This is a genomic window from Selenomonas sp. oral taxon 138 str. F0429, assembly GCF_000318175.2.
Classification (GTDB): Bacteria; Bacillota; Negativicutes; order Selenomonadales; family Selenomonadaceae; genus Centipeda; species Centipeda timonae.
On the sequence record NZ_KB290930.1, the window covers coordinates 86,285 to 105,885 of the forward strand.

The following is a 19,601-nucleotide window of genomic DNA, read 5'->3' on the forward strand; positions in this document are numbered from 1 at the left end:
TCGTATTGACAGGTTCTCTCATTGTATCAGTTCCCCTATTTTTTTTCAAATAAATTTATCGTTAGGTGCAAAAGAGCCGCCGCCCATGTGAGGGCGACGGCTCGCAAAGTGTAGATTTTACCGCTTCATACCAATCAACGTTTCGAGCATTTCATCCGAAACAGTGATGATCTTCGAGTTGGACTGGAAGCATCGCTGTGTGATAATCATATCCGAGAACTGGTCGGCAATGTCGACGTTCGACATCTCGAGTGCAGAGGTCGTCAGCTCTGATCCGATGTCGGATGCTCCGCTGATCGTGCGCGTCCCCGTATTGTTCGACTCCTGATAGAGGTCACCGCCCATCTTCGTCAGACCCGATGGGTTGTTGAACTGCGCCGACGCGATCTGCGCCTCTTTCTGGCGCACACCGTTCGTATACGTGCCTGTGATGACGCCCGTGCTGTCGATGTCAACGCTCGCGAGCGTACCCGGCGCATTACCGTCCGAACTCGCCGCAATCGTCGACGTGCCCGAATACTGCGAAATCGCAGCGAGGTTCACGCTGACCTGCTGTGCTGCAGCGCCGTTTTGATAAGTGAGGTTCAGCGATGCTGTACCATCGACATATGCGCCGGCTGTGTCAAACTTTTTCCCGTAAGAGAGAAATCTCCGTTAAGAGCATATGTCCCAGATATTAAGGAATCGCTGATAAAAGACCTTCGCACTGTTGACAGGATCACCTGTCTTAAAATTATAGGTGGCAGACTCATCAAGCGTGATGCGTTCGCCAGACTCCATCATTAAAATGATTTTTCCTTTTTCCACGGGATTATAGTTTGCAACTGTCTCCGAGGTGCCGTCTGCATATCTCACAAGGACGTTCGCCACCTCATAGCCCGGTGTTGTCGCGTTGAGGTTCTTCGTATAGGAAGCCAACGCTGTCGTCGTTGCTTCCATCGGCTTTCCTGCTGGAATCTGAATCTTCGTCGTATTATCGCCAGCAATGTCAATGCGATTATTTTTCGCCATATAGCCCTGTACATAGAGACCCGTGCTTGGAATCGTCAGGTTGCCGTCTGCATCGAAGCCAAATGCGCCGTTGCGCGTGTAGAACTGCTGCTCACCGCGCTTGACGACGAAGTGCCCGTCGCCGCGCGAGATGGCAACGTCTGTATTCTTGCCAGTCTGCTGTACCGAACCATTGTGTACATAAGGTCTGTACTCGCGACCATCATGCCAAGACCGACCTGCTTCGGGTTCACGCCACCGATCGTATCGTTTCCCGAAAGGTTCTGCGAGATCATGTCCGCGAACGTGACACGGCTCGACTTGAAGCCTGTCGTGTTGACGTTCGCAATGTTGTTGCCGATAACATCCATGCGGGTCTGGTGCCCCTTAAGCCCCGATACACCCGAGAACATTGAACGCATCATTTCTGCATCTCTCCCTTAAATTTTCTATAAAATTACAGCACTGTCAATATTGGTAAAGATATTTTCCTTTGCACTTGCCTCGTCGAGCGCCGTGATGACGGTGCGGTTCTTGACGCTAACGACCATCGCCAGCCCGCGGCTCATGTAGACGAGCGCGCTTCCCTGCTCGGCGCCCCCTTTTACAGCAGGATGTATCTCCATTTTTCCACCTTCCACTTTTATAACATATTTTATAACATATTTTGCAAACATAATATTGTGTATTTTATATAACATCTTAAGTGCTTTATATAAACTCATGAATATGATAGATAATATATGATGTTTTTCCACTTGTATATACACTACAAAAGAGGTGATATATATGAACACAAAGCTAATGATTACAAAAAGAAAACGCGGAGAGGACGGATATAAAATCCTGTCCATCCGCGTGAGATCAGATATTATCAACCGTATTGATACGCTCGCCGACGAAACCGGCCGCTCGCGCAACGAACTCATCGGCCTCCTCCTCGACTTCGCCATCGACAACAGCGAGGTGGTTGCTGAAAAATAATTTTGCTTGTATTACGAGGATAAATGAAGTAACATAACAGCAGACATAACATTTTGAAAAATCTAGGTGGGGTTCAGCCTCTAAGTTTTGCTAAAAGGAGGTATCCGAATGTATGCGCATATTAAACTAAATATTCAAGATGGGATCGCGCGGATCACGATGGATCGCCCTGCATCGAACAATGCACTCGATGCTACGATGTTCCACGATCTGATTGCAACGGTCGAGCACTGTGACGCGGATGAGTCCGTCAAAGTCATCATCATCACGGGCGCGGGCAAGAATTTCTCTGCAGGCGGTGACATCAAGGAGATGGCGTCATTCGACTTCATCAGCTACGAACTCTCGATCCTGACGAGCCAGGCATCGCTCGCCCTGCGCCGCTGCTCGAAGCCCGTCATCGCGATGGTAAACGGTGTAGCGGCGGGTGCGGGCTGCGGCATCGCGCTTGGCGCTGATTTCCGCATCATGACAGAGGAGAGCTGTCTGCTCACAGCATTCTCCAGTGTCGGGCTGCCGGGCGATACGGGCTGCATCTACCATCTGAAACAGATCGTCGGACTCGCAAAGACGATCGAGCTGATGGCACTGAGTCCGCGCATCTACGGCAAGGAGGCGTTCCGTCTAGGGCTGACGACGCGGCTTGCCCCCGACGGCAAGCTCGAGGAGGAGACGCAGGCGTTCGCCGAAAAACTGCTGCGCCGCCCGCTCAACGCACTCGCACTGCAGAAACAGCTCTACTACGAGGTGTTCTACCGCGACTACATGGCGTACAGCCGCATCGAGGCGGAGAACCTCGCAAAGGCGGGCGCATCCGCCGACCACCGCGAGGCAGTGACGGCGTTTATTGAGGGACGGAAGCCGATTTTTAATCAGAATGATTAAGGCTTGAAAAAGGGCACGGATTGTAGTATCTTTAGTAAAGAATTTCCTAGCTGACATTCGTTAGCCAATAGAAATCCCCCTCGGGAGTGATGCCCCGAGGGGGATTTTTCACTGAGCGAGTATAAATTTTCATTGTAAAAACGGCAATCGCAAAAATTTCTGCGATTGCCGTTTTCTTGTTAAAACTCCTGCCGCACGCCCGTATAGAATGCGCGCTTTTTCGAGCTGTTCACGTCGTTCCATTCGCCGAAGAGGTAGGTGCCGCCGCGCAGTTGATACTGCGCGCGCAAACGGAGGGTAGGATCGTTCGGGTCGTAGGCGTCGGCGGAGAATTTGAATTTCTCGCCCGCATAGGCGTCGACGCCGACGCCTGCCGCGCCCGCGACGACACCCGCACGCGCCCCAAATGAGGTACCACGCGTGCCGACCTGTGCGTTGAATTTATCGCCGCCGCCGATGTCGTCCACGCCGAAGGTCGCATACATCCCTTTATTTTCGCCGACATCGAGGTTGAAGTTCGTGCGCCAGTCGTCCGCCTTACCGCTGTACATGGCATCGACCTTTGACGTGACCTTGACGTTCTGCAGACGTCCCATGAGTCCGTTCGCTTTGTCCGACATTGTGCGCGCGTTGTGAATGAGCGCGCGTGCATCCTCCTGCGTCTGCTTGTCTCCCGCGACCGCCTCTATTCCCTCTGCGATCCGCAGCATACGCTCGGAGGTCTCCGTGATATTCGTGAGCGTCTTTTTCATGTTCTCTGCGGTTTGGGGGTCAGCGCCGACGGTCTCGAGGTTCGTCATGATGCGCTCGACGCTCGCCGTGGTCTGCGCGAGGTTTGCCGACATGGTATTCATATTGGCAAGCATTTCGTGCAGATTGCCGCGATTCTCCGCCGCCATCTGCTCGAGGGTCGCAGTCAGCCCGTCGAGGTGCGCCGTCATATGCTCCATGTTGACGACGAGCTGTACCATCGAAGTCTGGAAGCCCGGTGCGCCGACGATGTTGTTGATCGACGTGAGCATTGCCTCGACCTGAATAATCATCTTGTTCAGCTCGGTGAACATGGCGTCCATGCCCATCTCGTCCGTGCCATAGAGGTAGTCGCCGCCTGTGTAGAAGTCCGTGCTCGCAGACGGCGTGATGATGACGAATTTGTCCCCCATGATGCCGGGCTGCCCGATGGTGACGGAGGAGCCACGCGGAATCTTCACACCGTCCTGAATGACGAGGGAGACGGTGACCCCCGAGCCGTCATTCACGACCTCCTCGACGTGCCCGACGGGAACGCCCGAGAGGAGCACCTGCGCCTCGGGGTTCAGCCCGACGGCGCGCCCGAAGCCCGCATAGATCGTATAGTCATGCCCGCCGCCGAGCCGCAGTCCGCCAAAGAACATGACGACGGCAATGAGGAGCGCCGCGCCTCCGAGTGTAAATGCGCCGACCTTTGCCTCAGCACTCATGCCCCTGCCTCCCTTCGCTGGTGCAGCGTACGGAAAAATGCCTGTACGCGCTCGTCTTTTATATACTGAAAGCGCTCTGCCGTGTCCACGGCGATGAGTTCCCCGTCGTAAATCATCGCAATGCGGTCAGCGATGCGGCTTGCGCTCGCCATATCGTGTGTGACCACGACGGAGGTCACGTCGAGTTTTCGCTGCATGTCGATGATGAGTTCGTCAATCTTTGCTGTCATGATGGGGTCAAGCCCCGAGCTTGGCTCGTCGTAGAAGATGATCTCGGGGTCTGTTGCAATCGCACGCGCGAGCCCCACGCGCTTTTTCATGCCGCCTGAGAGTTCCTGCGGCATGAGTGCCGCCGCATCGGGCAGGCCGACAAGCGCAAGTTTCTCCGCGACAATGCGCGCGATCTCCTCGTCGGTCTTCATTGTGTGCTCACGCAGCCCGAAGGCGACGTTCTCGCCGACGGTCATGGAGTCAAAGAGTGCAGAGTACTGGAAGACCATGCCCATGCGCAGACGCACGCGGTCAAGGGCGTTCTCCGTCATCGCCGCAATATTGTCCGCACCGATGTAGATTTCTCCTGCGCTAGGTCGATCGAGTCCGATCATCAGGCGCAGGAGGGTGGATTTGCCCGAGCCGGAACCGCCGATGATGGCGATGGTCTCCCCTTTTTCGATCGTCAGGCTGATGCCCTTGAGCGCTTCCTTGTCCCCAAATTGCTTGCGGACGTTGTTCAGTCGTATCATGGCGCCCTCCGTCTAAAAAAGGAAGAACGTCAGGACGGCGTTCAGGATGAAAATGACGATGATGGAGGTGACGACGGTCTGCATGGTCGCTTTGCCGACGCCCTCCGCGCCATTCGGCGCATTCAGTCCGTAGTGGCAGCCGAGGACGGCGATGACGTTGCCGAAGAAGATCGCCTTGATGAGCCCGCCCGTCATGTCGTAGATCTCGGCGAACTGCGTAATGGAGTGCGTGAATGTATAGGGCGAGATGCCCGAATAATGCACGGCTGTGATATAGCCGCCGAGAACGCCGATCACATCGCCGAAGACGGTGAGGATGGGCACGACGATCATGCATGCAAGCATGCGCGGCACGATGAGGTAGTTCACGGGACTGACCGCCATAACGCGCAGGGCGTCGATCTGCTCTGTGACCTTCATGGTGGAGACCTCCGCCGTGATTGCCGCACCGACACGCCCCGCACAGACGACACCAACGAGAACGGGGCCGAGCTCACGCCCGATGCCGATGGCGATGACGGCGCCGATGGTGCTCTGCGCGCCGTAGCGGATGAACTCGTGTGCGATCTGGAGGGTCAGCACGACGCCCGTAAAGAGGAGGGTGAGTCCGACGATGAGGAGGGAGTCCGCACCGAGATGCGCCATCTGGTAGACGATACTGCGCACGCGCAGGCGCTGGGTGACCTGCCGCATGGTCTCCCCGTAGAGGAGGGTGATGCGGCCGATGTTCGCAAGATGCGTGAGGACAATGCGCCCCACCAGCTCAAATATGCGCTGCATAGATTCCCTCCTCTCCTTCATTTATTTATCGAGAAAGCTTCTCCACCTCTGCGCGTGCAAGCTCGTCACAGCGCTCATTGCGCTCGTTGCCCGCGTGTCCCTTGACCCAGTGGAACCGGACGCGGCGCGCGGCAAATGCCGCATCGAGCTGCATCCAAAGATCCTGATTGAGCACGGGTTCGCCGTCCGCCTTCTTCCAACCGCGCTTCTTCCACGCGGGCAGCCAGAACTTTGTGAATGCGTTCTTGAGGTACTGACTGTCCGTAAAGAGCGCGATGCGTGCGCCCTCGGGCACGGCAGACAGTGCTTCGAGCGCCGCTGTCAGCTCCATGCGGTTGTTCGTCGTCTCGGGGTCGCCGCCGCTCTTCTCCGTGACCTCACCTGTCGCAACGGCCTCAATGATGGCAGCCCAGCCGCCCGCGCCGCCGGGGTTGCGCAGACAGGAACCGTCCGTGTGGATGATATAGTCTGCATCAATCGACTCTGCGGGCGCAGGGGCTGCACTCTTTTTCCCTATACACAGCACGCCCACGTTCGCACGAGATGCACAGCCCTCTCCCGCAAGCCAGTCACGAGCCTCTGCTTCCGTCATAAAGCCCTTGTAGACCGCGCCCTGAAAGCCCTGTACCTGCGCCGCACACTCCCCCCAGACGGTGAACAGCCCCGTTTTGCGCCCACGCTTTACGGCGTAATATTTCTTTGCCACAAATTTTCCCTTTAATATGAATAACGATAGCCGATGGAGAAGCCCACACCGTTGTAGCCGGGGTTGCGCGTGCGCTGACCGTTCGAGACGTGATGACCGAGGTAGGCGACGCTGAGCGCGTTGCGGTCATTGAATTTGTACGTCACACGCGGGCCGATACGCCACATGAAGCCGTAGTTGCGTGTATGCGCGGGGTGCATGTCGTTGTAGACGAGGACAGCGCCCGTCGCGTCAAGGGATGCCTCCCATTTCGATCCGAGAGGCTTCGTCCAGCGCACCATGTACGCGGGTCCCGCACCGACCGCAGACGAGTCGAGGCGCACGTCGGGCGTGTCCTTCTCCGCCCATGAGCCGACGGCACGCGAGACGGTCACGCCCCAGTGGAGCGACATCCCATGCATCTCTTTGTACTGGCGGAAGGCGTGTATGTTATAGAGGTCGATATAGCGCCGCTCGCCGCGATGCTCCAGATAGTCCATCTGGATCTCCGCCTTCTTGTCCTTTGCCTCCGCTGAGCCCATGTGCATCTCCATCGCATTGTCGTCTGAGCTCGGCGCTGCATGCACCGCAGCGGGCAGTACGAGTGCGCCGACGAGCGCAAATGCCGCAAGCGTTTTGTTTTGGAATCTCATTGCGTTACCTCCAACGTGTGAAAAGCTCCGCCTCGATGCCGAGGCGGTCGAGTATCTTTCCCACCATCATGTTGACAAGATCGTCCAGTGTCTCAGGACGATGATAAAAGCCCGGTGCTGCGGGCATGATGACCGCGCCCGCGCGTGCAAGCCGCAGCAGGTTCTCAAGATGAATCTCGTGCATGGGCGTCTCGCGTGGCACGAGGAGAAGCCGCCGCCCCTCCTTCAGCGTCACGTCCGCCGCACGCGTGAGGAGATCATCCGTCACGCCGTGGGCAATTGCGCCCGCGGTCTTCATCGAGCAGGGCAGGACGACCATTGCGTCCATGCGGAACGAGCCGCTCGCGATCGCCGCGCCCACGTCCGGATTCGGATAGAGGACGGAGACGCGCCGCGCAAGTTCCTCCTCCGCAACGCCGCATTCGTAGTCCAAGACGCGCAGCCCGCTCGCCGTGACAACCGCGTGAACCTCAATGCCCTTTGCACGCAGCACATCGATCAGGCGGAGGGCATAGATACTGCCGCTCGCGCCCGTGATGCCGACGACGAGGCGCTTCATCGAATGACCGTGACGCCGCCCATATACGGGACGAGCGCCTTCGGCACGAGGACGGAGCCGTCTGCCTGCTGATTGTTCTCGAGGATTGCCGCAACCGTGCGGCCGACGGCAACGCCCGAGCCGTTCAGCGTGTGGAGGAACGCCGGCTTTGCCCCACGCTCAGGACGATACTTGATATTTGCGCGGCGCGCCTGATAGTCCGTGCAGTTCGAGCAGGACGAGATCTCACGGTATTTATCCTGCGCAGGCATCCAGACCTCGATATCATAGGTCTTTGCCGAGGTAAAGCTCATGTCGCCCGTGCAGAGCTGCACAACGCGATACGGCAGTTCGAGCGTTTTCAGCACATCCTCCGCCGCCTCCACCATCGTCTCGAGCTCGTCCCAGCTCGTCTCTGGCGTGACAAATTTGATCAGCTCTACCTTGTTGAACTGGTGCTGACGGATCAGTCCGCGTGTGTCACGTCCCGCACTCCCCGCCTCTGCGCGGAAGCACGCCGTATAGGATGTATAGTACTCGGGCAGCTGCTCCGCGTCCAGAATCTCATCGCGGTGGTAGTTCGTCGTCGGCACCTCCGCCGTCGGCACAAGGTAGTAGTCGAGCCCTTCGAGCTTGAACATATCCGCCGCGAACTTCGGCAGCTGTCCCGTACCGACCATGCTGTCGGCGTTGACGATGTACGGCGCAAGCATCTCCGTATAGCCGTGCTTCTCCGCGTGGAGATCCATCATGAAGTTGATGCACGCGCGCTCAAGGCGCGCTCCGAGTCCCTTGTAGAACGTGAATCGCGCACCCGTGACCTTTGCCGCGCGCTCCGCATCGAGTACGCCGAGGTTTTCCCCAATGTCCCAATGCGCCTGCGGCTCGAAGTCAAATGTGCGCGGCGTGCCCCAGCGGCGCACCTCGGGATTCTCCGTATCATCCTTGCCGATCGGCACGTCGGCTTTCGGCATATTCGGAATCTGCAGCAGGAGGTCGCGCAGCTTCGCCTCAACCTCGCGCAGATCCTCGTCGAGCGCCGTGATCTCATCGCCGAGAGCGCGCATCTCCGCGACCACATCGTCTGCATTCTCACCCGCCTTCTTGCGCACGCCGATCTCCTTCGAGACGGCATTGCGGCGCGCCTTCTTCTCCTCGGCATCCTGCAAAATCGTGCGGCGGCTCTCCTCAAGCGCCGTGAACGACGAGAGATCGAGAGAATTGCAGCGGTTCTTCAACATTTCCTGCACCGCAGGCAGATTCTCGCGCACGAATTTCATATCCAACATGTGAAATCACTCCATCAATATAATTTGTTATCTGCTATCATAGTACAAAGCCCGCCTTTTGTAAAGAAAAGCCCGCTTCTTCATCCATGTTTCACACAGACATAGTAAAATCGACACGAAAAGGAGAGCTTTTTAATGAAAATTTTACCGTGGGCGGGTGACTCCATCTTTCCCGCCCTCTGCAATACACTGCTTGCGTGGCGCAAATCCGCCCCCAACGTGCGCGACCTGCCGTGGCGCGACGAACCGACGCCGTATCACGTCTGGATCTCCGAGATCATGCTCCAACAGACGCGCGCCGCCGTCGTGCGCGCCTACTATCTGCGATTCCTCGATGCACTGCCGAGCGTCCGCGACCTCGCCGCCGTGGATGACGATGCGCTCATGAAGCTCTGGCAGGGGCTTGGCTACTACAGCCGCGCGCGCAACCTCAAACGCGCGGCGCAGGTGATCGTCACAGAGCATGGCGGCGTCCTGCCAAATGACTTCGACACGCTGCTCGCCCTTCCCGGCATCGGTCGCTATACAGCGAGCGCGATCGCCGCGTTCGCCTATGGTGCGCCGCGCCCCGCCGTAGACGGCAACTTCCTGCGCGTCGCCACGCGTGTCACGGCGAATCCCATCGACATTGCAAAGGACGCGACGAAGCGCGCGCTCGAAACCGCACTCATGCCGTCCTATCCGAGCGGCAAGGACGCAGGTCTCCTCAACGAGGCATTTATGGATCTCGGCGCGACCATCTGTCTCCCGAACGGCACGCCGCTCTGCCACGCCTGCCCCGCCGCACGCCTCTGCCTTGCGCATGAATACGGCACGGAGCAGAACTATCCCGTCAAGGCCGCACTCAAGGCGCGCCGCAAGGAGCAGCGCACCGTCCTCCTCCTCTCCTGCGGCGAGCAGATCGCCATACGAAAAAGACCCGCGAAGGGTCTCCTCGCGGGTCTCTGGGAATATCCGAATCTGGACGGCAAACTCTCGAAGCGTGCCGTGCGCACGCATCTCGAGTCGGAGGGCTATCATGTCCTCGACATCGCACCGCTCCCGCCCGCGCGCCACATCTTTTCACATATTGAATGGAGTCTGACGGGCTGGGCGGTCAGCGTCGCAGAATGGAACGAACCGCCGCTGATGGCGGCAGAGGAGATAGACGGCGCGCCCGCCCCACTTCTCTGGGTGCGCCGTGAGGAACTTGCGGACAAGTACAGCATCCCCGCCGCATTCGGCTACTTTACGCCGAAATAAAAAGTGCAGCTGCTGCACGAAGGTCGAAATGACTCCGTGCTGTAGCTGCGCTTTTTCTATGGCTGAAAGATCAGTGTTTTTTCAAACCAGAGTTTGATCGGGTAGCCCTGATAGACGATCGGGGCAAAGCGCATCCGCCAGAACGCCTCCTCTGCCGCCTGACGGAAGCCAAGATTCGGTGCATCAGTCAGTATGCGCACAGATTCAATGCTGCCATCCGTGCCAACGAGCACGCGCCCCGTGACCGAGACGGTCTCAGAGTAGCCAAGAGAACGCGCCTCTTCTGGATAATACGCCTCTGCATCGCGCAGGATTTGGTAAGAAATCCCTGCGGCAGATGCCGCCGTATATGAGCCGTCTCCATTATCAGAGAATCCAGCTCCCAATCCCGACGCCTGACCTATTCCGCTGCCTCCTGCAGCAGATGAGGCTCCGTTATCCTCTCTGCCATCTGACGAGACTCCGCCAGATGTAGGTATTGCATCCGAACTCTGTTCGCCGCTTGGCGCAGCAACAATAGATGCAATCGCATGCTCCACAGGCGGAACCACGCGATCAAGCTCCTGCATTGTCGGAGCACTAGCAGCCTTTATACTGGGCAGCATACTTTGTGCCGAGATGTCCGCATGGCTGCTCTCCCGTTTTACTTCCTCGATCTCCCCCGCGCCGCCAGCACTTCCTTCATTCGCCGAACTCTCTACTGCCGCCGCGACCTGCATCTCCGATAGGAAGCCAACCTGCAGAGGTGTACTCGGCAGCGGCGGCGAGGCGAACCAGTCCAGTCCGATAAGAAGCAATATGCCTATAATACCGACATGTACAGCGAGTGACAAACCGCCGTAAATTTTCCATGAACGCGTATGCATCGTCTCACCCCGGTGTATTGGTCGCAATGTAGACCTTCTCAATACCGAGGCGCTTCACCACATCCATGATCTGCACAACCGTCCCATAGGACGCCGCCGTATCGCCGCGCAGGATGACAGAGATATCCTCTCCACGAGCTGCATCCTCCGTGAGGCGCGCGGTAAGCTCGCGCAGACTCATCAGATCTCGTTCGTAGTAGATCCCGCCATCCGCCGTGATCGTGATGGGAATATTGCGCGTCATGCTGACCTTTGCACTCTCCGCCTGCGGCAGTGTAAGCGGCATACTCTTCTGCACGACCATCGAGAGCATGCTCATCATGAAGAAAACGAGCAGAAAGAAAATGATGTCAATCATCGGAATGATCATCAGCTGCGGGCGTTCCTCCTGCGGCAGAAGGTCAAGCTTCACCGCGCTCACCTCCCACATGCGCCAGATACATCGTGGCAGAGTACTCCACATCCGCTATGATGCCGTTTGCCCGATGCGAGAGATAGGCATAAAGACTCAGCGCAAGAATCGCGACGAGCAATCCGCTCGCCGTTGCAACCAGGGCCTCACCGACACCGCCTGTGATGGCAAACGGCTCTCCCTCGGCAACAGACAGTACGCTGAATGAGCTAATCATGCCAATGACTGTCCCCAACAGACCTAGAAGCGGCGCCATCGTCACGATCACACTCAGATACTCAAGATAACGGCGCAGCGCAAGCGCCTTTTTCTTTGCTACCGCCTGCACGAGCTCCTCTTGCCGCACATTCTTATGGGTACGCTCCTCGAGCGCAGTCAGAAGGACCTCTCCCGCCGCACCGCCGGAGGTTCGACAGAGCTCAGCAGCACGTGCATCATCCCCTGCAGCGAGCGCCGCACAGAACTCCGTCGAAAAGTCTGCTGACCGCTCCTCCTGCCCCCGATAGTACGAGAAGCGTTCCAGTGCGATCATCACGCTGATGAACGAGGCAAGGCCAATCGGAATCATCGCAAGCCCGCCCTTTGCGAGCAGTTCAAAAATCTCCATCATCCCCCGCCTTTCCTTAGAAGCTATACCGTGCACCCACAAAATAGGTGCGCGGGAATCCCGGCGTAAGCGTCCACAGCCCTTCGCTTGCATACTCATAATAGGTTTTGTTGAGAACATTGGTAACGCCGCCGTACCATTCGAGATCTTCATTTTGTTTGAACTTAAAGTTCACATCCAGAAGCCCATAGGATTCTATGACGCTGCCCATCTCATTGCGCTTGGATTCTTTGACAAAATTATTATAGGAGCCAAAATATGTATACTTCGCGCCGACGCTCCACTTCTTGTCGAACGTGTAGTTTACCTGAATGATCGCCTTGTGCTTTGGTACAGCCACCAGTCCGCTGTTCGTAAAGTCGATCGCATCCTCACCATATTCGTCTAGGATGGCGCGCCCCTGCTCCGTATATGTACGGCGACCATGCAAATAGGTATACCCTTCCGTCAGATCGAGTTTGCCGAGTCGCTGCTGCAAGGTCAGCTCTACGCCGCGTCGTCTTACGTTGAACATATTAAAGGTCTTGTACTCAGGTCCGTAGGCACCGATAAAATACGGACGATTCAACTCATTGTTCGTCATAGATGCAAAGAGCGTCAGATTAACTGATGTCGCGCCGATCTTATCGCGCACGCCGATCTCGTAGAGATTGTAGTGCTCTTCCTGCGCGGTGGTCGCCTGATAGACCTTGCCCGACGGCCCTGAGTAGACCTCGTCTGCAATCTGCAAACCGTCCGGACTGGTAAAGCCGCGCTCATAGCGCACGAACACGCGTCCAATGGAGCCGTACTGATAAGCGGCGGAAAGTTCTCCCGCCGTGTTCCAGCGATGCGAGTCGGCCTTACCGCCGATTGGTCTCCTCAGCGTCCCCCCATCTTTATCGAACGACCAGATGAGATCCTCACGGCGAACGCCCTGCGTAAAGGTAAACTTACCGCGCCGCATCTGATTCAGCAAATAGAGTGCCCGCGTCTCTTTTTCATAATTGAAAGACATGAGCTTTCTCCCGGATATGTAGTCCAGATGGGATGACTGATCGAGCCAATCAAGTCCGATAAGCAGAGAATCCCTTTTGCCATACGCATAGTCAAACTTCATACGCGTACCGTAAGAATCGTGATACATACGCCCGTTGACAATTTTCGAGTTCCTATAATTTCCATCCGCATAGAAGACATCACCGCTGAATTTCCATCCACCGCCAAGATTTTGGTTGTAGGTGAGATTATACGTATTGAGATCCCGATCGCCGTCATTATACTTTCCATCGGAGGGTCGTGCGTTCCGACCGTAGCGTTCAACCATGCTCCGTGAAATATTTTGTACAAAACGACTTTGTTCTTCCAAATGACTAAAACGGAATGTCACAGAATGATCGCTGTCTGCATCGTAACGCAGCCCTGCAAAGAGATAGTCGCTGTCGCGGTAGGTATTTTTGAAATAGAGATCGCGCTCCAGCTTATTATATCCCCCCTGCACCGTCAACTTTTCGCCGACCTTGTCCCCATAGTTGAAGCCCAGTCGATAGCCGTCCGAGTTCCACTCTGTCGTCACCGTCCGCTGCGGCTTGTTCATGCTCCTGAGATTCGTCGTGATATTGATGATGCCGCCTGCCGCACCACTACCATAGATGACAGAACCGCCGCCTGGAATGATCTCGATCTTTTCGATCTGCTCTACGGGCACATAATCGTAGTTGTTCGGCAGCGGGTGCGTGACCATCGTCGTCATAGGAGCACCATCAATCAATACCTGTATGTTGCGATGCGCCTGATCGCCGCCCTGCCCGCGAATGTCAATTTCCCCCCAGAATGTAGCGCCGACATTGATGCTTGGCTGATCCTTCAGCACATCTGAGATGGTCTTATACCCCTTTTCCTCAATCATCTTCTTTGTGATGACAATGATCTGCTTCGTATCGCGCAGCTTCTCGATCTCCACGTAGTCCGGACGGACATAGGAGTCAGAGAGTTTGATCGGCGCCGTGGCAGACGCACTCTCCTGCGCGCTCTGTGCCTCCTGTGTCTCCGACATATCCGCCGCAAACGACACCGTCGTCCCCCCCCCACATACAGTCAGATAGCTGCATACGAGCAGGCTCAGATAGGAACGATAACTCTTGCGCTTGTGCTGCTTCATCTCAGTCTCCATTTCTATTTGTAAGCACACATTTGACGCTCATCATTTTTTATCAGAGCATCATCAAACATCAGGAGTTATCTTATCAATATAGATATTCATTGTCAATAAGTTCATAAAAATTACATAGAAAAGGACGCCGACATCTCTCTTATGAGAAATATACAGCGTCCATTTCAGTGTAAAGGGTCTTTTATCTATATATTACACAGCTTTGCCAAGTTCACGCGCGGAGGTGCGCATGACGGTGTTGAGGTTGGGGGCGGAGTCGCCTGCGGCGCGCTCCTTCTCCCGCTCTTTTTCGATGAGGTTCTTGAGCATCTGCATATGTGGATGGTTCTCCATCTCGGGCGTGGGTTTGCCCGCGAGCGCCGCCGCCATCTGCGGAGGCATCCCGTCCGGGAACATTGCCTCGAGCATGGAGCGCACAGATTTCGGAATCATATCCTGCAGGGCGACGTTTTCCTTGCGGAGCTTTACATCGTCCTCCTGCGTGAGTGCATACGCCTCGAGGAAGCCCTGGATGAGGTTGTCGTGCCAGAACTCGCCCGCGAGCGTCAGGCGGAAGCCTGTCGCCGTGCGCGTGACGAGACCGTTCTCCTCCCATGCGGAGAGAAGCGGTGCAAGCTCCGTGAGGAGGTCGACGCCGTATTTCTTCTCGAAGAACGGCGCGTAGAGGTACCCGTGCTCGATCTGATCGCCGATCTCGCTGTGCATGCGGTGTTCATCCGCCTGCTCGCCCATGAACTGGAATGGCTTCGAGCCCTCCTCGACCATCTTCTCATACGGTGCAAGCGCACCGTGGTTGCGCCACATGAACGAACCAATAAAGCCGCCCGCGCCCGAGCCAAAGGCGAGCACATCGTTGCCGCGCTTTGCCAGTGTGTTGTAAAGGCTGCGCTCGCGGTGATCCGTCGTCCAATGCGTCGTGTCGATGCGGCGTGCCATCGGGTACTCCGCGACAATCTCAAGCCCACGACGAAAGTATTCGGACTGTTCCTCGGTCGTCGGGAGCATGGGCAGATAGCCCGACTCGATGCGGCGTGCCAGTTCGCTCGACGGGAAGACGTTGAGCTGGTAGAGGTCGCCGCCCGCAATCCCGATCTCGAACTGCGTGCGCACGTCGTTCTCCCAGACCTCCATCGACTGATAGGGCAGCCCATAGATGAGGTCGGCGATGACGACAGCGCCCTGCTTCTCCACCATGCGGCGAAGCGTTGCGATAACCGTATCGCGGTCGTCGATGCGCCCGATGGACTGACGGACGCGCGTGTCAAAGGACTGCACGCCGAGGGAGAAACGGTTGATGCCCGCGTTCAGCGCCGCCTCGACCTTACTCTCCGAGAGGTCGTGAATGCGTCCCTCGAGCGTGATCTCACAGTCGCTCGTGAGCGGCAGACGCTCGCGCACAGCGCGCACGAGGCGCGAGAGATCGGCGTCAGAGAGCGCCGTCGGCGTACCGCCGCCGAAGAACACCGCCTGAAAAGGCGCGCCCTGCACATACGGTGTATCCGCCGCCGCATCCAGCTCATCGAGAAGCACATCGACGTAGTGATGCGCCGCCTCTTCGCGCGTGAAGTTCTGGAAGAAACCGCAGTAGCTGCATTTCTTGTCGCAGAACGGAATGTGGATGTAGACGGCGCGCTCATCGGCGGGATCGGGCGTCGTGTTCATCAGTTCCTGCCAGACACTCGCCTGCTCCGCCTTGTCCATAATCATGCGCTTGCCGCCCACACCTGGGTGCACAACACGCTTCTTCGTAAAGGCACAGCCGAGCGGATTCGCCGACTTCGTGCCGAGCAGCCAGCCGCGTGCTTCCTCGGGGAGACCCGCGAGCTTCGTTTCAAACGTATTCATGCCAGTGCCTCCTTTGCCGCCGCAATCACCTGTGCGAAGTCATTTTCATCGGGGTGGCTTGCCGCCGCCGCATAGCGCGCCGCATTCTCCTCGGTAAACGCATGCACATTGTCCTTCGGCATGCTCTTGAACATCTCGATCAGCATCGGGTCGATCGCGCCCTGCACGAGAATTGCCCCGAGAATCTCATTCGACGGATCGAAGAGTGCGCGGATGTTCGCAATGCACTTCTCCGCGTGCTCCGAGTCCGGCTCCGCGCCGAGCGTGCCATAGAGGAAGACGCGCCGTCCGCGCAGGCTCTCGATGTACTTCTTCGCACCTGCGTCCGCCGTTCCGCGGTCGATCCACGTGCCGACGCAGAGATCTGCGCCCTCGGGCACCGCCGACGTATCCTTCACGCTGTGGCAGGTCGCGCCGAGCGCCTCCGCCAACTGCTTTGCAACCTTCTCTGTATTCCCCGTGCGCGAGGAGTAGATGACAGTAACTTCATTCGCCATAATTCATTCTCCTAAACATATCAATGTGAATATCATCTTTGCTTGATTCATATAATATAACAGCACATCTAAAAAATCAAGTGCTTTTGCAAAAATCATAAATAATAATTATGAATCAAATTCATGTTTGTGGATTTATCCACCGTCACTATAAATATCTATATTCTTTCTCAATTACATTCTCAACTATAGCATGCTTATTGAGAAAATCATATTTATATTTTCTTCAGAGTTCACGATCTTCAAATTTTTATAATTTATCTTATATATATTCACTATTTATCTTTACATATAACTTTTCATTATGAAAAAGCAACAAAAAACACCGCCGAAGCGGTGCTTTCCTATGATGATCTCAGTGCGCGCCGTGCTCGCCATGCGCGTGGTGATGTCCGCAGTGTCCGCCGTGCTCTCCATGTGCATGGTGGTCGCCATGACCGCAGCCATGTTCACCATGCTTGCCGTGCTGGTGACGGTGCTTGCATTTTCCGCCATCCGCATTCGGCACGAGCGTCCCCGCGAGATGCTGCTTCACAGCCTCATCCGCATCCCCCTTCACGCCCGAGACGAGCTGGATGCCCGCCTCGGCAAGCGCCGTCTGTGCACCCGCACCGATGCCGCCGCAGATGACGAGATCTGCCTGCGCCGTGTGAAGGAACGCCGCAAGCGCGCCATGCCCCTCGCCGACCGTGTCCACAATCTCCTCAGCCACATCGGTTGTAACATCGTAGAACTTAAACTGCTTCGCCCTGCCGAAATGCTGCTCGATCTGACCATCTGTATATGGTACTGCAATTCTCATTGTATGCTCTCCTTTTTCTTTCATACGGGGCATTGCCGCCTCCTCGATCTCATACACGCCGCCCGCAATGCGGATGCGCTTCCCGCAGACGATTGCGTCCGCGAGCTTGTATCGTGCGGACTCGTAGATGCCCGTCACCGTCGCGCGGGACACGCCCATCGTTGCGGCGCATTCCTCCTGTGTCCGACGGCAGTAGTCGATCTGTCGGATCGTCTCGAACTCGTCCAGCCCGAGAATGACGGTCTCATCCTGCTCCTCCTCCGCATCCTCTGGCGCAAAGCTCCAAAAGTCCGGATAGCTGCATATGCGTCTGCATCTCTTTGGTCGCGGCATAGCCCCTCCATTTCTGTCATATGACAGTTATTATATTAACAAAGTTTTCGGCATATGTCAATTATCTCTTTTCTCAGCTTGACAAGTATGATAGTATAGAGGTAAGAATCCATTATATTTTGGGAGGAAATGGTTATGAAAAAGATGATTGCAGGACTATTTGCGGGGCTCATCCTCGCCACAGGTGCACAGGCAATCGCCTATGGCTGCGAGGACGGCGCATGCGAGCTGCCGCAGCGTCAGAACACGGCGTACTGCTACGATAACGGCGGCGCATACTGCTACGGCGACCGCACACAATCGGAGCGCAGTGAGCGCACATATGCACGCGGCGGCTGCGGCTGCGCGCGCGGACGCTGAGCGAGCGAAGAGAGAAAAGACGGGTCTGACGGAGAAAAAACCTCCGATCAGTCCCGTTTTTTACGCAGATATTACCGTTTTACAAAAATGACAGTGCCCTTGGTGACGGAGATCAGTTCCGCCGCCATGCCGATGCGATTGATGTGCTCGGCGTATAGACTGTCGTCGTCGGGCACTTTGCGTGCCGCAACGTGTGCAATGCGCGCACAGACCTCGTAGGCATCCAAGGGACAGTCACGATAAGATTCTCCAAATTGCTCTGGGTTCAGAGAGGTCTCCAAGTCCTCGAGAATGTAGACACCGCCGCTTGGCAGCACGTCAAAGAGCGTAAACAACGCCAGAAGCTGGTGGCTCACAATGTGGGACGCGTCATCAATGATGATCTGCGGTCGAATTTCCTTGAGTTTTGCAACCCGTTCCGGATCGGAAAGATCCGCTTGGATAATATGAATACGCTCATCTGCATACTGACTGCAACGATCCGCAATGTCAACACCATAAATCTCTGCATATGGAAAATATTCCTGCCACATACGCAAGCTCGCACCATTGAATATGCCGAGTTCAAGAAGTCGTGTCGGCTGCAATCGAAATTTTTCCAGAAAAAAAGCATATTTATTAAGATAGTTATGCTCCATACTGCACTTGTCCGTGCGATATTTCAGACCAATGGCATCAAGCATTGAAAGGCCATCAAAATATCCTCGCGGCAATTCATCGTCAATGGTGACGTGCTCTCCACGCTTCGTATTAAACAAGGTGACTGACGAAACGGTATCTATCGACTCACCTCGTACAAACATCACAGCAACGAGGCCATTGCCTTCATCAACAGCAGTCTTCTCTGGGATGCAATTATGAAACAAGTCCTCCAGTGACTCTAGATCATAACGCCATATATCCTCATAGGTGTGTAATTCTCTCCGCGCCGAAATATCATGTGGCGTCCTTGCTGTCACAAAAATCTTTCCACCCACATGACATACCTCTTGCAGCTGTCGAACACCTTCACGAATATTTCGAGTCTTCTCCATTCCACTAAGAACGATAATTAAGTCATAGCGAAGCGCACCGATTGCCTCCTCCGTATCGGTAAGATCGCAAAAAGAGTCCTGAAAATAGGGGTCAAACAGCATGACATTATCACATCGTGCCGCGCCTAAGTGGAGCAATCGCTTATTTAGCAGAGGGGCATAGTTCCCCCCCGAAATGTACGAGCCACCGACAACAAGGCAATTCTTCCCGATAATGTCTTTCTCTTGAAACACATCGTGTTTCCATAAATATTCGACAAATGCCTCTCCCATCAATAACATATCCATCCGCTCCCTTAATTTTTCTCATACAAACATTTGTCGGAAACAGCAATCCAATGAACTTCATCCCTATAGGTCTTCATGTATTCTACTTTTCCTTGCTTGCATCCAGCATATCATTTCTTAAAATTAAGGAATCGCCAATAAAATGAAGTCCGTCAG

Annotated in this window: 19 protein-coding genes and 2 pseudogenes; 4 read left to right on the forward strand and 17 right to left on the reverse strand. The window is 55.7% G+C overall.

The window, feature by feature from the left end; all coding sequences use genetic code 11:
• Positions 1–117 precede the first annotated feature (117 nt).
• Positions 118–1,415: pseudogene (locus tag HMPREF9163_RS01955) on the reverse strand (flagellar hook protein FlgE).
• 24 nt (positions 1,416–1,439) lie between these two features.
• Positions 1,440–1,571, reverse strand: a pseudogene (locus HMPREF9163_RS11440) (flagellar biosynthesis protein); the annotation flags it as partial.
• A gap of 208 nt (positions 1,572–1,779) precedes the next feature.
• Between HMPREF9163_RS11440 and HMPREF9163_RS01965 the strand changes: the two are divergent.
• Together HMPREF9163_RS01965 and HMPREF9163_RS01970 are read left to right on the forward strand one after the other, a co-directional pair.
• Positions 1,780–1,974 carry a ribbon-helix-helix protein, CopG family gene (locus HMPREF9163_RS01965; RefSeq protein ID WP_009439955.1) on the forward strand — a complete coding sequence of 65 codons (195 nt, stop codon included), beginning with the start codon at positions 1,780–1,782 and terminating at the stop codon, positions 1,972–1,974.
• A 108-nt stretch (positions 1,975–2,082) separates the two neighbouring features.
• Complete coding sequence (locus HMPREF9163_RS01970; RefSeq protein ID WP_009439956.1) at positions 2,083–2,859, forward strand: enoyl-CoA hydratase/isomerase family protein; 777 nt, start codon at positions 2,083–2,085, stop codon at positions 2,857–2,859.
• Positions 2,860–3,038: 179 nt separating this feature from the next.
• Here HMPREF9163_RS01970 and HMPREF9163_RS01975 read toward each other — a convergent pair whose 3' ends face one another.
• From HMPREF9163_RS01975 to serS, 7 genes are read right to left on the reverse strand one after another with little or no spacing between them, the layout of a single operon-like run.
• The gene (locus HMPREF9163_RS01975) at positions 3,039–4,319 is read right to left on the reverse strand and encodes an MlaD family protein (protein WP_009439957.1); all 1,281 of its coding nucleotides are present in this window, start codon (positions 4,317–4,319) and stop codon (positions 3,039–3,041) included.
• Entirely contained in the window at positions 4,316–5,062 is a 747-nt protein-coding gene (locus HMPREF9163_RS01980) for an ABC transporter ATP-binding protein (RefSeq protein WP_009439958.1), read from the reverse strand. Before HMPREF9163_RS01980 ends, HMPREF9163_RS01975 begins: the two co-directional genes overlap by 4 nt.
• 12 nt (positions 5,063–5,074) lie before the next feature.
• Positions 5,075–5,842, reverse strand: coding sequence for an ABC transporter permease (locus tag HMPREF9163_RS01985; RefSeq protein WP_037345690.1), 768 nt, complete (start codon positions 5,840–5,842; stop codon positions 5,075–5,077).
• 25 nt (positions 5,843–5,867) lie between these two features.
• On the reverse strand, positions 5,868–6,548 hold the full coding sequence (gene rnhA, locus HMPREF9163_RS01990; RefSeq protein WP_009439961.1) for a ribonuclease HI: 681 nt from the start codon (positions 6,546–6,548) through the stop codon (positions 5,868–5,870).
• Between the two features lie 11 nt (positions 6,549–6,559).
• Positions 6,560–7,180 (reverse strand): acyloxyacyl hydrolase, encoded by a 621-nt coding sequence (locus tag HMPREF9163_RS01995; RefSeq protein WP_009439963.1) that lies wholly within the window; start codon positions 7,178–7,180, stop codon positions 6,560–6,562.
• Between the two features lie 4 nt (positions 7,181–7,184).
• Positions 7,185–7,739: a UbiX family flavin prenyltransferase gene (locus tag HMPREF9163_RS02000; protein WP_009439964.1), complete on the reverse strand. Its 555-nt coding sequence runs from the start codon at positions 7,737–7,739 to the stop codon at positions 7,185–7,187.
• A complete protein-coding gene (gene serS, locus HMPREF9163_RS02005; protein WP_009439965.1) occupies positions 7,736–9,007 on the reverse strand; it encodes a serine--tRNA ligase in 1,272 nt (423 codons plus the stop codon). The genes HMPREF9163_RS02000 and serS overlap by 4 nt, the downstream gene beginning before the upstream one ends.
• Positions 9,008–9,142: 135 nt before the next feature.
• Here serS and HMPREF9163_RS02010 point away from each other — a divergent pair, with 135 nt between their 5' ends.
• Positions 9,143–10,249: an A/G-specific adenine glycosylase gene (locus HMPREF9163_RS02010; RefSeq protein ID WP_009439966.1), complete on the forward strand. Its 1,107-nt coding sequence runs from the start codon at positions 9,143–9,145 to the stop codon at positions 10,247–10,249.
• 56 nt (positions 10,250–10,305) lie between these two features.
• Here HMPREF9163_RS02010 and HMPREF9163_RS11950 read toward each other — a convergent pair whose 3' ends face one another.
• The 7 genes from HMPREF9163_RS11950 to HMPREF9163_RS02045 all read right to left on the reverse strand — a co-directional run bounded on the left by HMPREF9163_RS11950 (position 10,306) and on the right by HMPREF9163_RS02045 (position 17,763).
• The gene (locus HMPREF9163_RS11950; RefSeq protein WP_157049406.1) at positions 10,306–11,142 is read right to left on the reverse strand and encodes an energy transducer TonB; all 837 of its coding nucleotides are present in this window, start codon (positions 11,140–11,142) and stop codon (positions 10,306–10,308) included.
• Positions 11,120–11,527 carry a biopolymer transporter ExbD gene (locus tag HMPREF9163_RS02020; protein WP_037345694.1) on the reverse strand — a complete coding sequence of 136 codons (408 nt, stop codon included), beginning with the start codon at positions 11,525–11,527 and terminating at the stop codon, positions 11,120–11,122. Before HMPREF9163_RS02020 ends, HMPREF9163_RS11950 begins: the two co-directional genes overlap by 23 nt.
• Positions 11,517–12,137: a MotA/TolQ/ExbB proton channel family protein gene (locus tag HMPREF9163_RS02025; protein WP_009439969.1), complete on the reverse strand. Its 621-nt coding sequence runs from the start codon at positions 12,135–12,137 to the stop codon at positions 11,517–11,519. The genes HMPREF9163_RS02020 and HMPREF9163_RS02025 overlap by 11 nt, the downstream gene beginning before the upstream one ends.
• Positions 12,138–12,150: 13 nt before the next feature.
• Entirely contained in the window at positions 12,151–14,274 is a 2,124-nt protein-coding gene (locus HMPREF9163_RS02030) for a TonB-dependent receptor (RefSeq protein WP_232296653.1), read from the reverse strand.
• A 204-nt stretch (positions 14,275–14,478) separates the two neighbouring features.
• On the reverse strand, positions 14,479–16,131 hold the full coding sequence (gene hutW / locus HMPREF9163_RS02035; RefSeq protein ID WP_009439971.1) for a heme anaerobic degradation radical SAM methyltransferase ChuW/HutW: 1,653 nt from the start codon (positions 16,129–16,131) through the stop codon (positions 14,479–14,481).
• Positions 16,128–16,628, reverse strand: a complete 501-nt coding sequence (locus HMPREF9163_RS02040) for a flavodoxin family protein (protein ID WP_009439972.1) — start codon at positions 16,626–16,628, stop codon at positions 16,128–16,130. Before HMPREF9163_RS02040 ends, hutW begins: the two co-directional genes overlap by 4 nt.
• Positions 16,629–16,983: 355 nt before the next feature.
• Positions 16,984–17,763 carry a DUF134 domain-containing protein gene (locus HMPREF9163_RS02045; protein ID WP_009439974.1) on the reverse strand — a complete coding sequence of 260 codons (780 nt, stop codon included), beginning with the start codon at positions 17,761–17,763 and terminating at the stop codon, positions 16,984–16,986.
• Between the two features lie 135 nt (positions 17,764–17,898).
• Between HMPREF9163_RS02045 and HMPREF9163_RS02050 the strand changes: the two genes are divergently transcribed.
• Positions 17,899–18,123 carry a hypothetical protein gene (locus HMPREF9163_RS02050; protein WP_037345697.1) on the forward strand — a complete coding sequence of 75 codons (225 nt, stop codon included), beginning with the start codon at positions 17,899–17,901 and terminating at the stop codon, positions 18,121–18,123.
• A 71-nt stretch (positions 18,124–18,194) separates the two neighbouring features.
• On the opposite strand, the gene HMPREF9163_RS02055 is transcribed toward HMPREF9163_RS02050, so the two are convergent.
• A complete protein-coding gene (locus HMPREF9163_RS02055) occupies positions 18,195–19,439 on the reverse strand; it encodes a class I SAM-dependent methyltransferase (RefSeq protein WP_157049407.1) in 1,245 nt (414 codons plus the stop codon).
• Positions 19,440–19,601 lie beyond the last annotated feature (162 nt).

What these genes read in the sequence shown, in the direction of transcription:
- HMPREF9163_RS02010 (WP_009439966.1), top strand. Translation starts at nt 9,143, where the DNA reads ATGAAAATTTTACCGTGGGCGGGTGACTCCATCTTTCCCGCCCTCTGC.
- hutW (WP_009439971.1), bottom strand. Translation starts at nt 16,131, where the DNA reads ATGAATACGTTTGAAACGAAGCTCGCGGGTCTCCCCGAGGAAGCACGC.
- HMPREF9163_RS01985 (WP_037345690.1), bottom strand. Translation starts at nt 5,842, where the DNA reads ATGCAGCGCATATTTGAGCTGGTGGGGCGCATTGTCCTCACGCATCTT.
- HMPREF9163_RS02025 (WP_009439969.1), bottom strand. Translation starts at nt 12,137, where the DNA reads ATGATGGAGATTTTTGAACTGCTCGCAAAGGGCGGGCTTGCGATGATT.
- HMPREF9163_RS01995 (WP_009439963.1), bottom strand. Translation starts at nt 7,180, where the DNA reads ATGAGATTCCAAAACAAAACGCTTGCGGCATTTGCGCTCGTCGGCGCA.
- HMPREF9163_RS01980 (WP_009439958.1), bottom strand. Translation starts at nt 5,062, where the DNA reads ATGATACGACTGAACAACGTCCGCAAGCAATTTGGGGACAAGGAAGCG.
- HMPREF9163_RS01970 (WP_009439956.1), top strand. Translation starts at nt 2,083, where the DNA reads ATGTATGCGCATATTAAACTAAATATTCAAGATGGGATCGCGCGGATC.
- HMPREF9163_RS02045 (WP_009439974.1), bottom strand. Translation starts at nt 17,763, where the DNA reads ATGCCGCGACCAAAGAGATGCAGACGCATATGCAGCTATCCGGACTTT.
- HMPREF9163_RS02050 (WP_037345697.1), top strand. Translation starts at nt 17,899, where the DNA reads ATGAAAAAGATGATTGCAGGACTATTTGCGGGGCTCATCCTCGCCACA.
- HMPREF9163_RS02030 (WP_232296653.1), bottom strand. Translation starts at nt 14,274, where the DNA reads ATGAAGCAGCACAAGCGCAAGAGTTATCGTTCCTATCTGAGCCTGCTC.
- HMPREF9163_RS01975 (WP_009439957.1), bottom strand. Translation starts at nt 4,319, where the DNA reads ATGAGTGCTGAGGCAAAGGTCGGCGCATTTACACTCGGAGGCGCGGCG.
- HMPREF9163_RS02055 (WP_157049407.1), bottom strand. Translation starts at nt 19,439, where the DNA reads ATGTTATTGATGGGAGAGGCATTTGTCGAATATTTATGGAAACACGAT.
- HMPREF9163_RS02000 (WP_009439964.1), bottom strand. Translation starts at nt 7,739, where the DNA reads ATGAAGCGCCTCGTCGTCGGCATCACGGGCGCGAGCGGCAGTATCTAT.
- HMPREF9163_RS01965 (WP_009439955.1), top strand. Translation starts at nt 1,780, where the DNA reads ATGAACACAAAGCTAATGATTACAAAAAGAAAACGCGGAGAGGACGGA.
- serS (WP_009439965.1), bottom strand. Translation starts at nt 9,007, where the DNA reads ATGTTGGATATGAAATTCGTGCGCGAGAATCTGCCTGCGGTGCAGGAA.
- HMPREF9163_RS02040 (WP_009439972.1), bottom strand. Translation starts at nt 16,628, where the DNA reads ATGGCGAATGAAGTTACTGTCATCTACTCCTCGCGCACGGGGAATACA.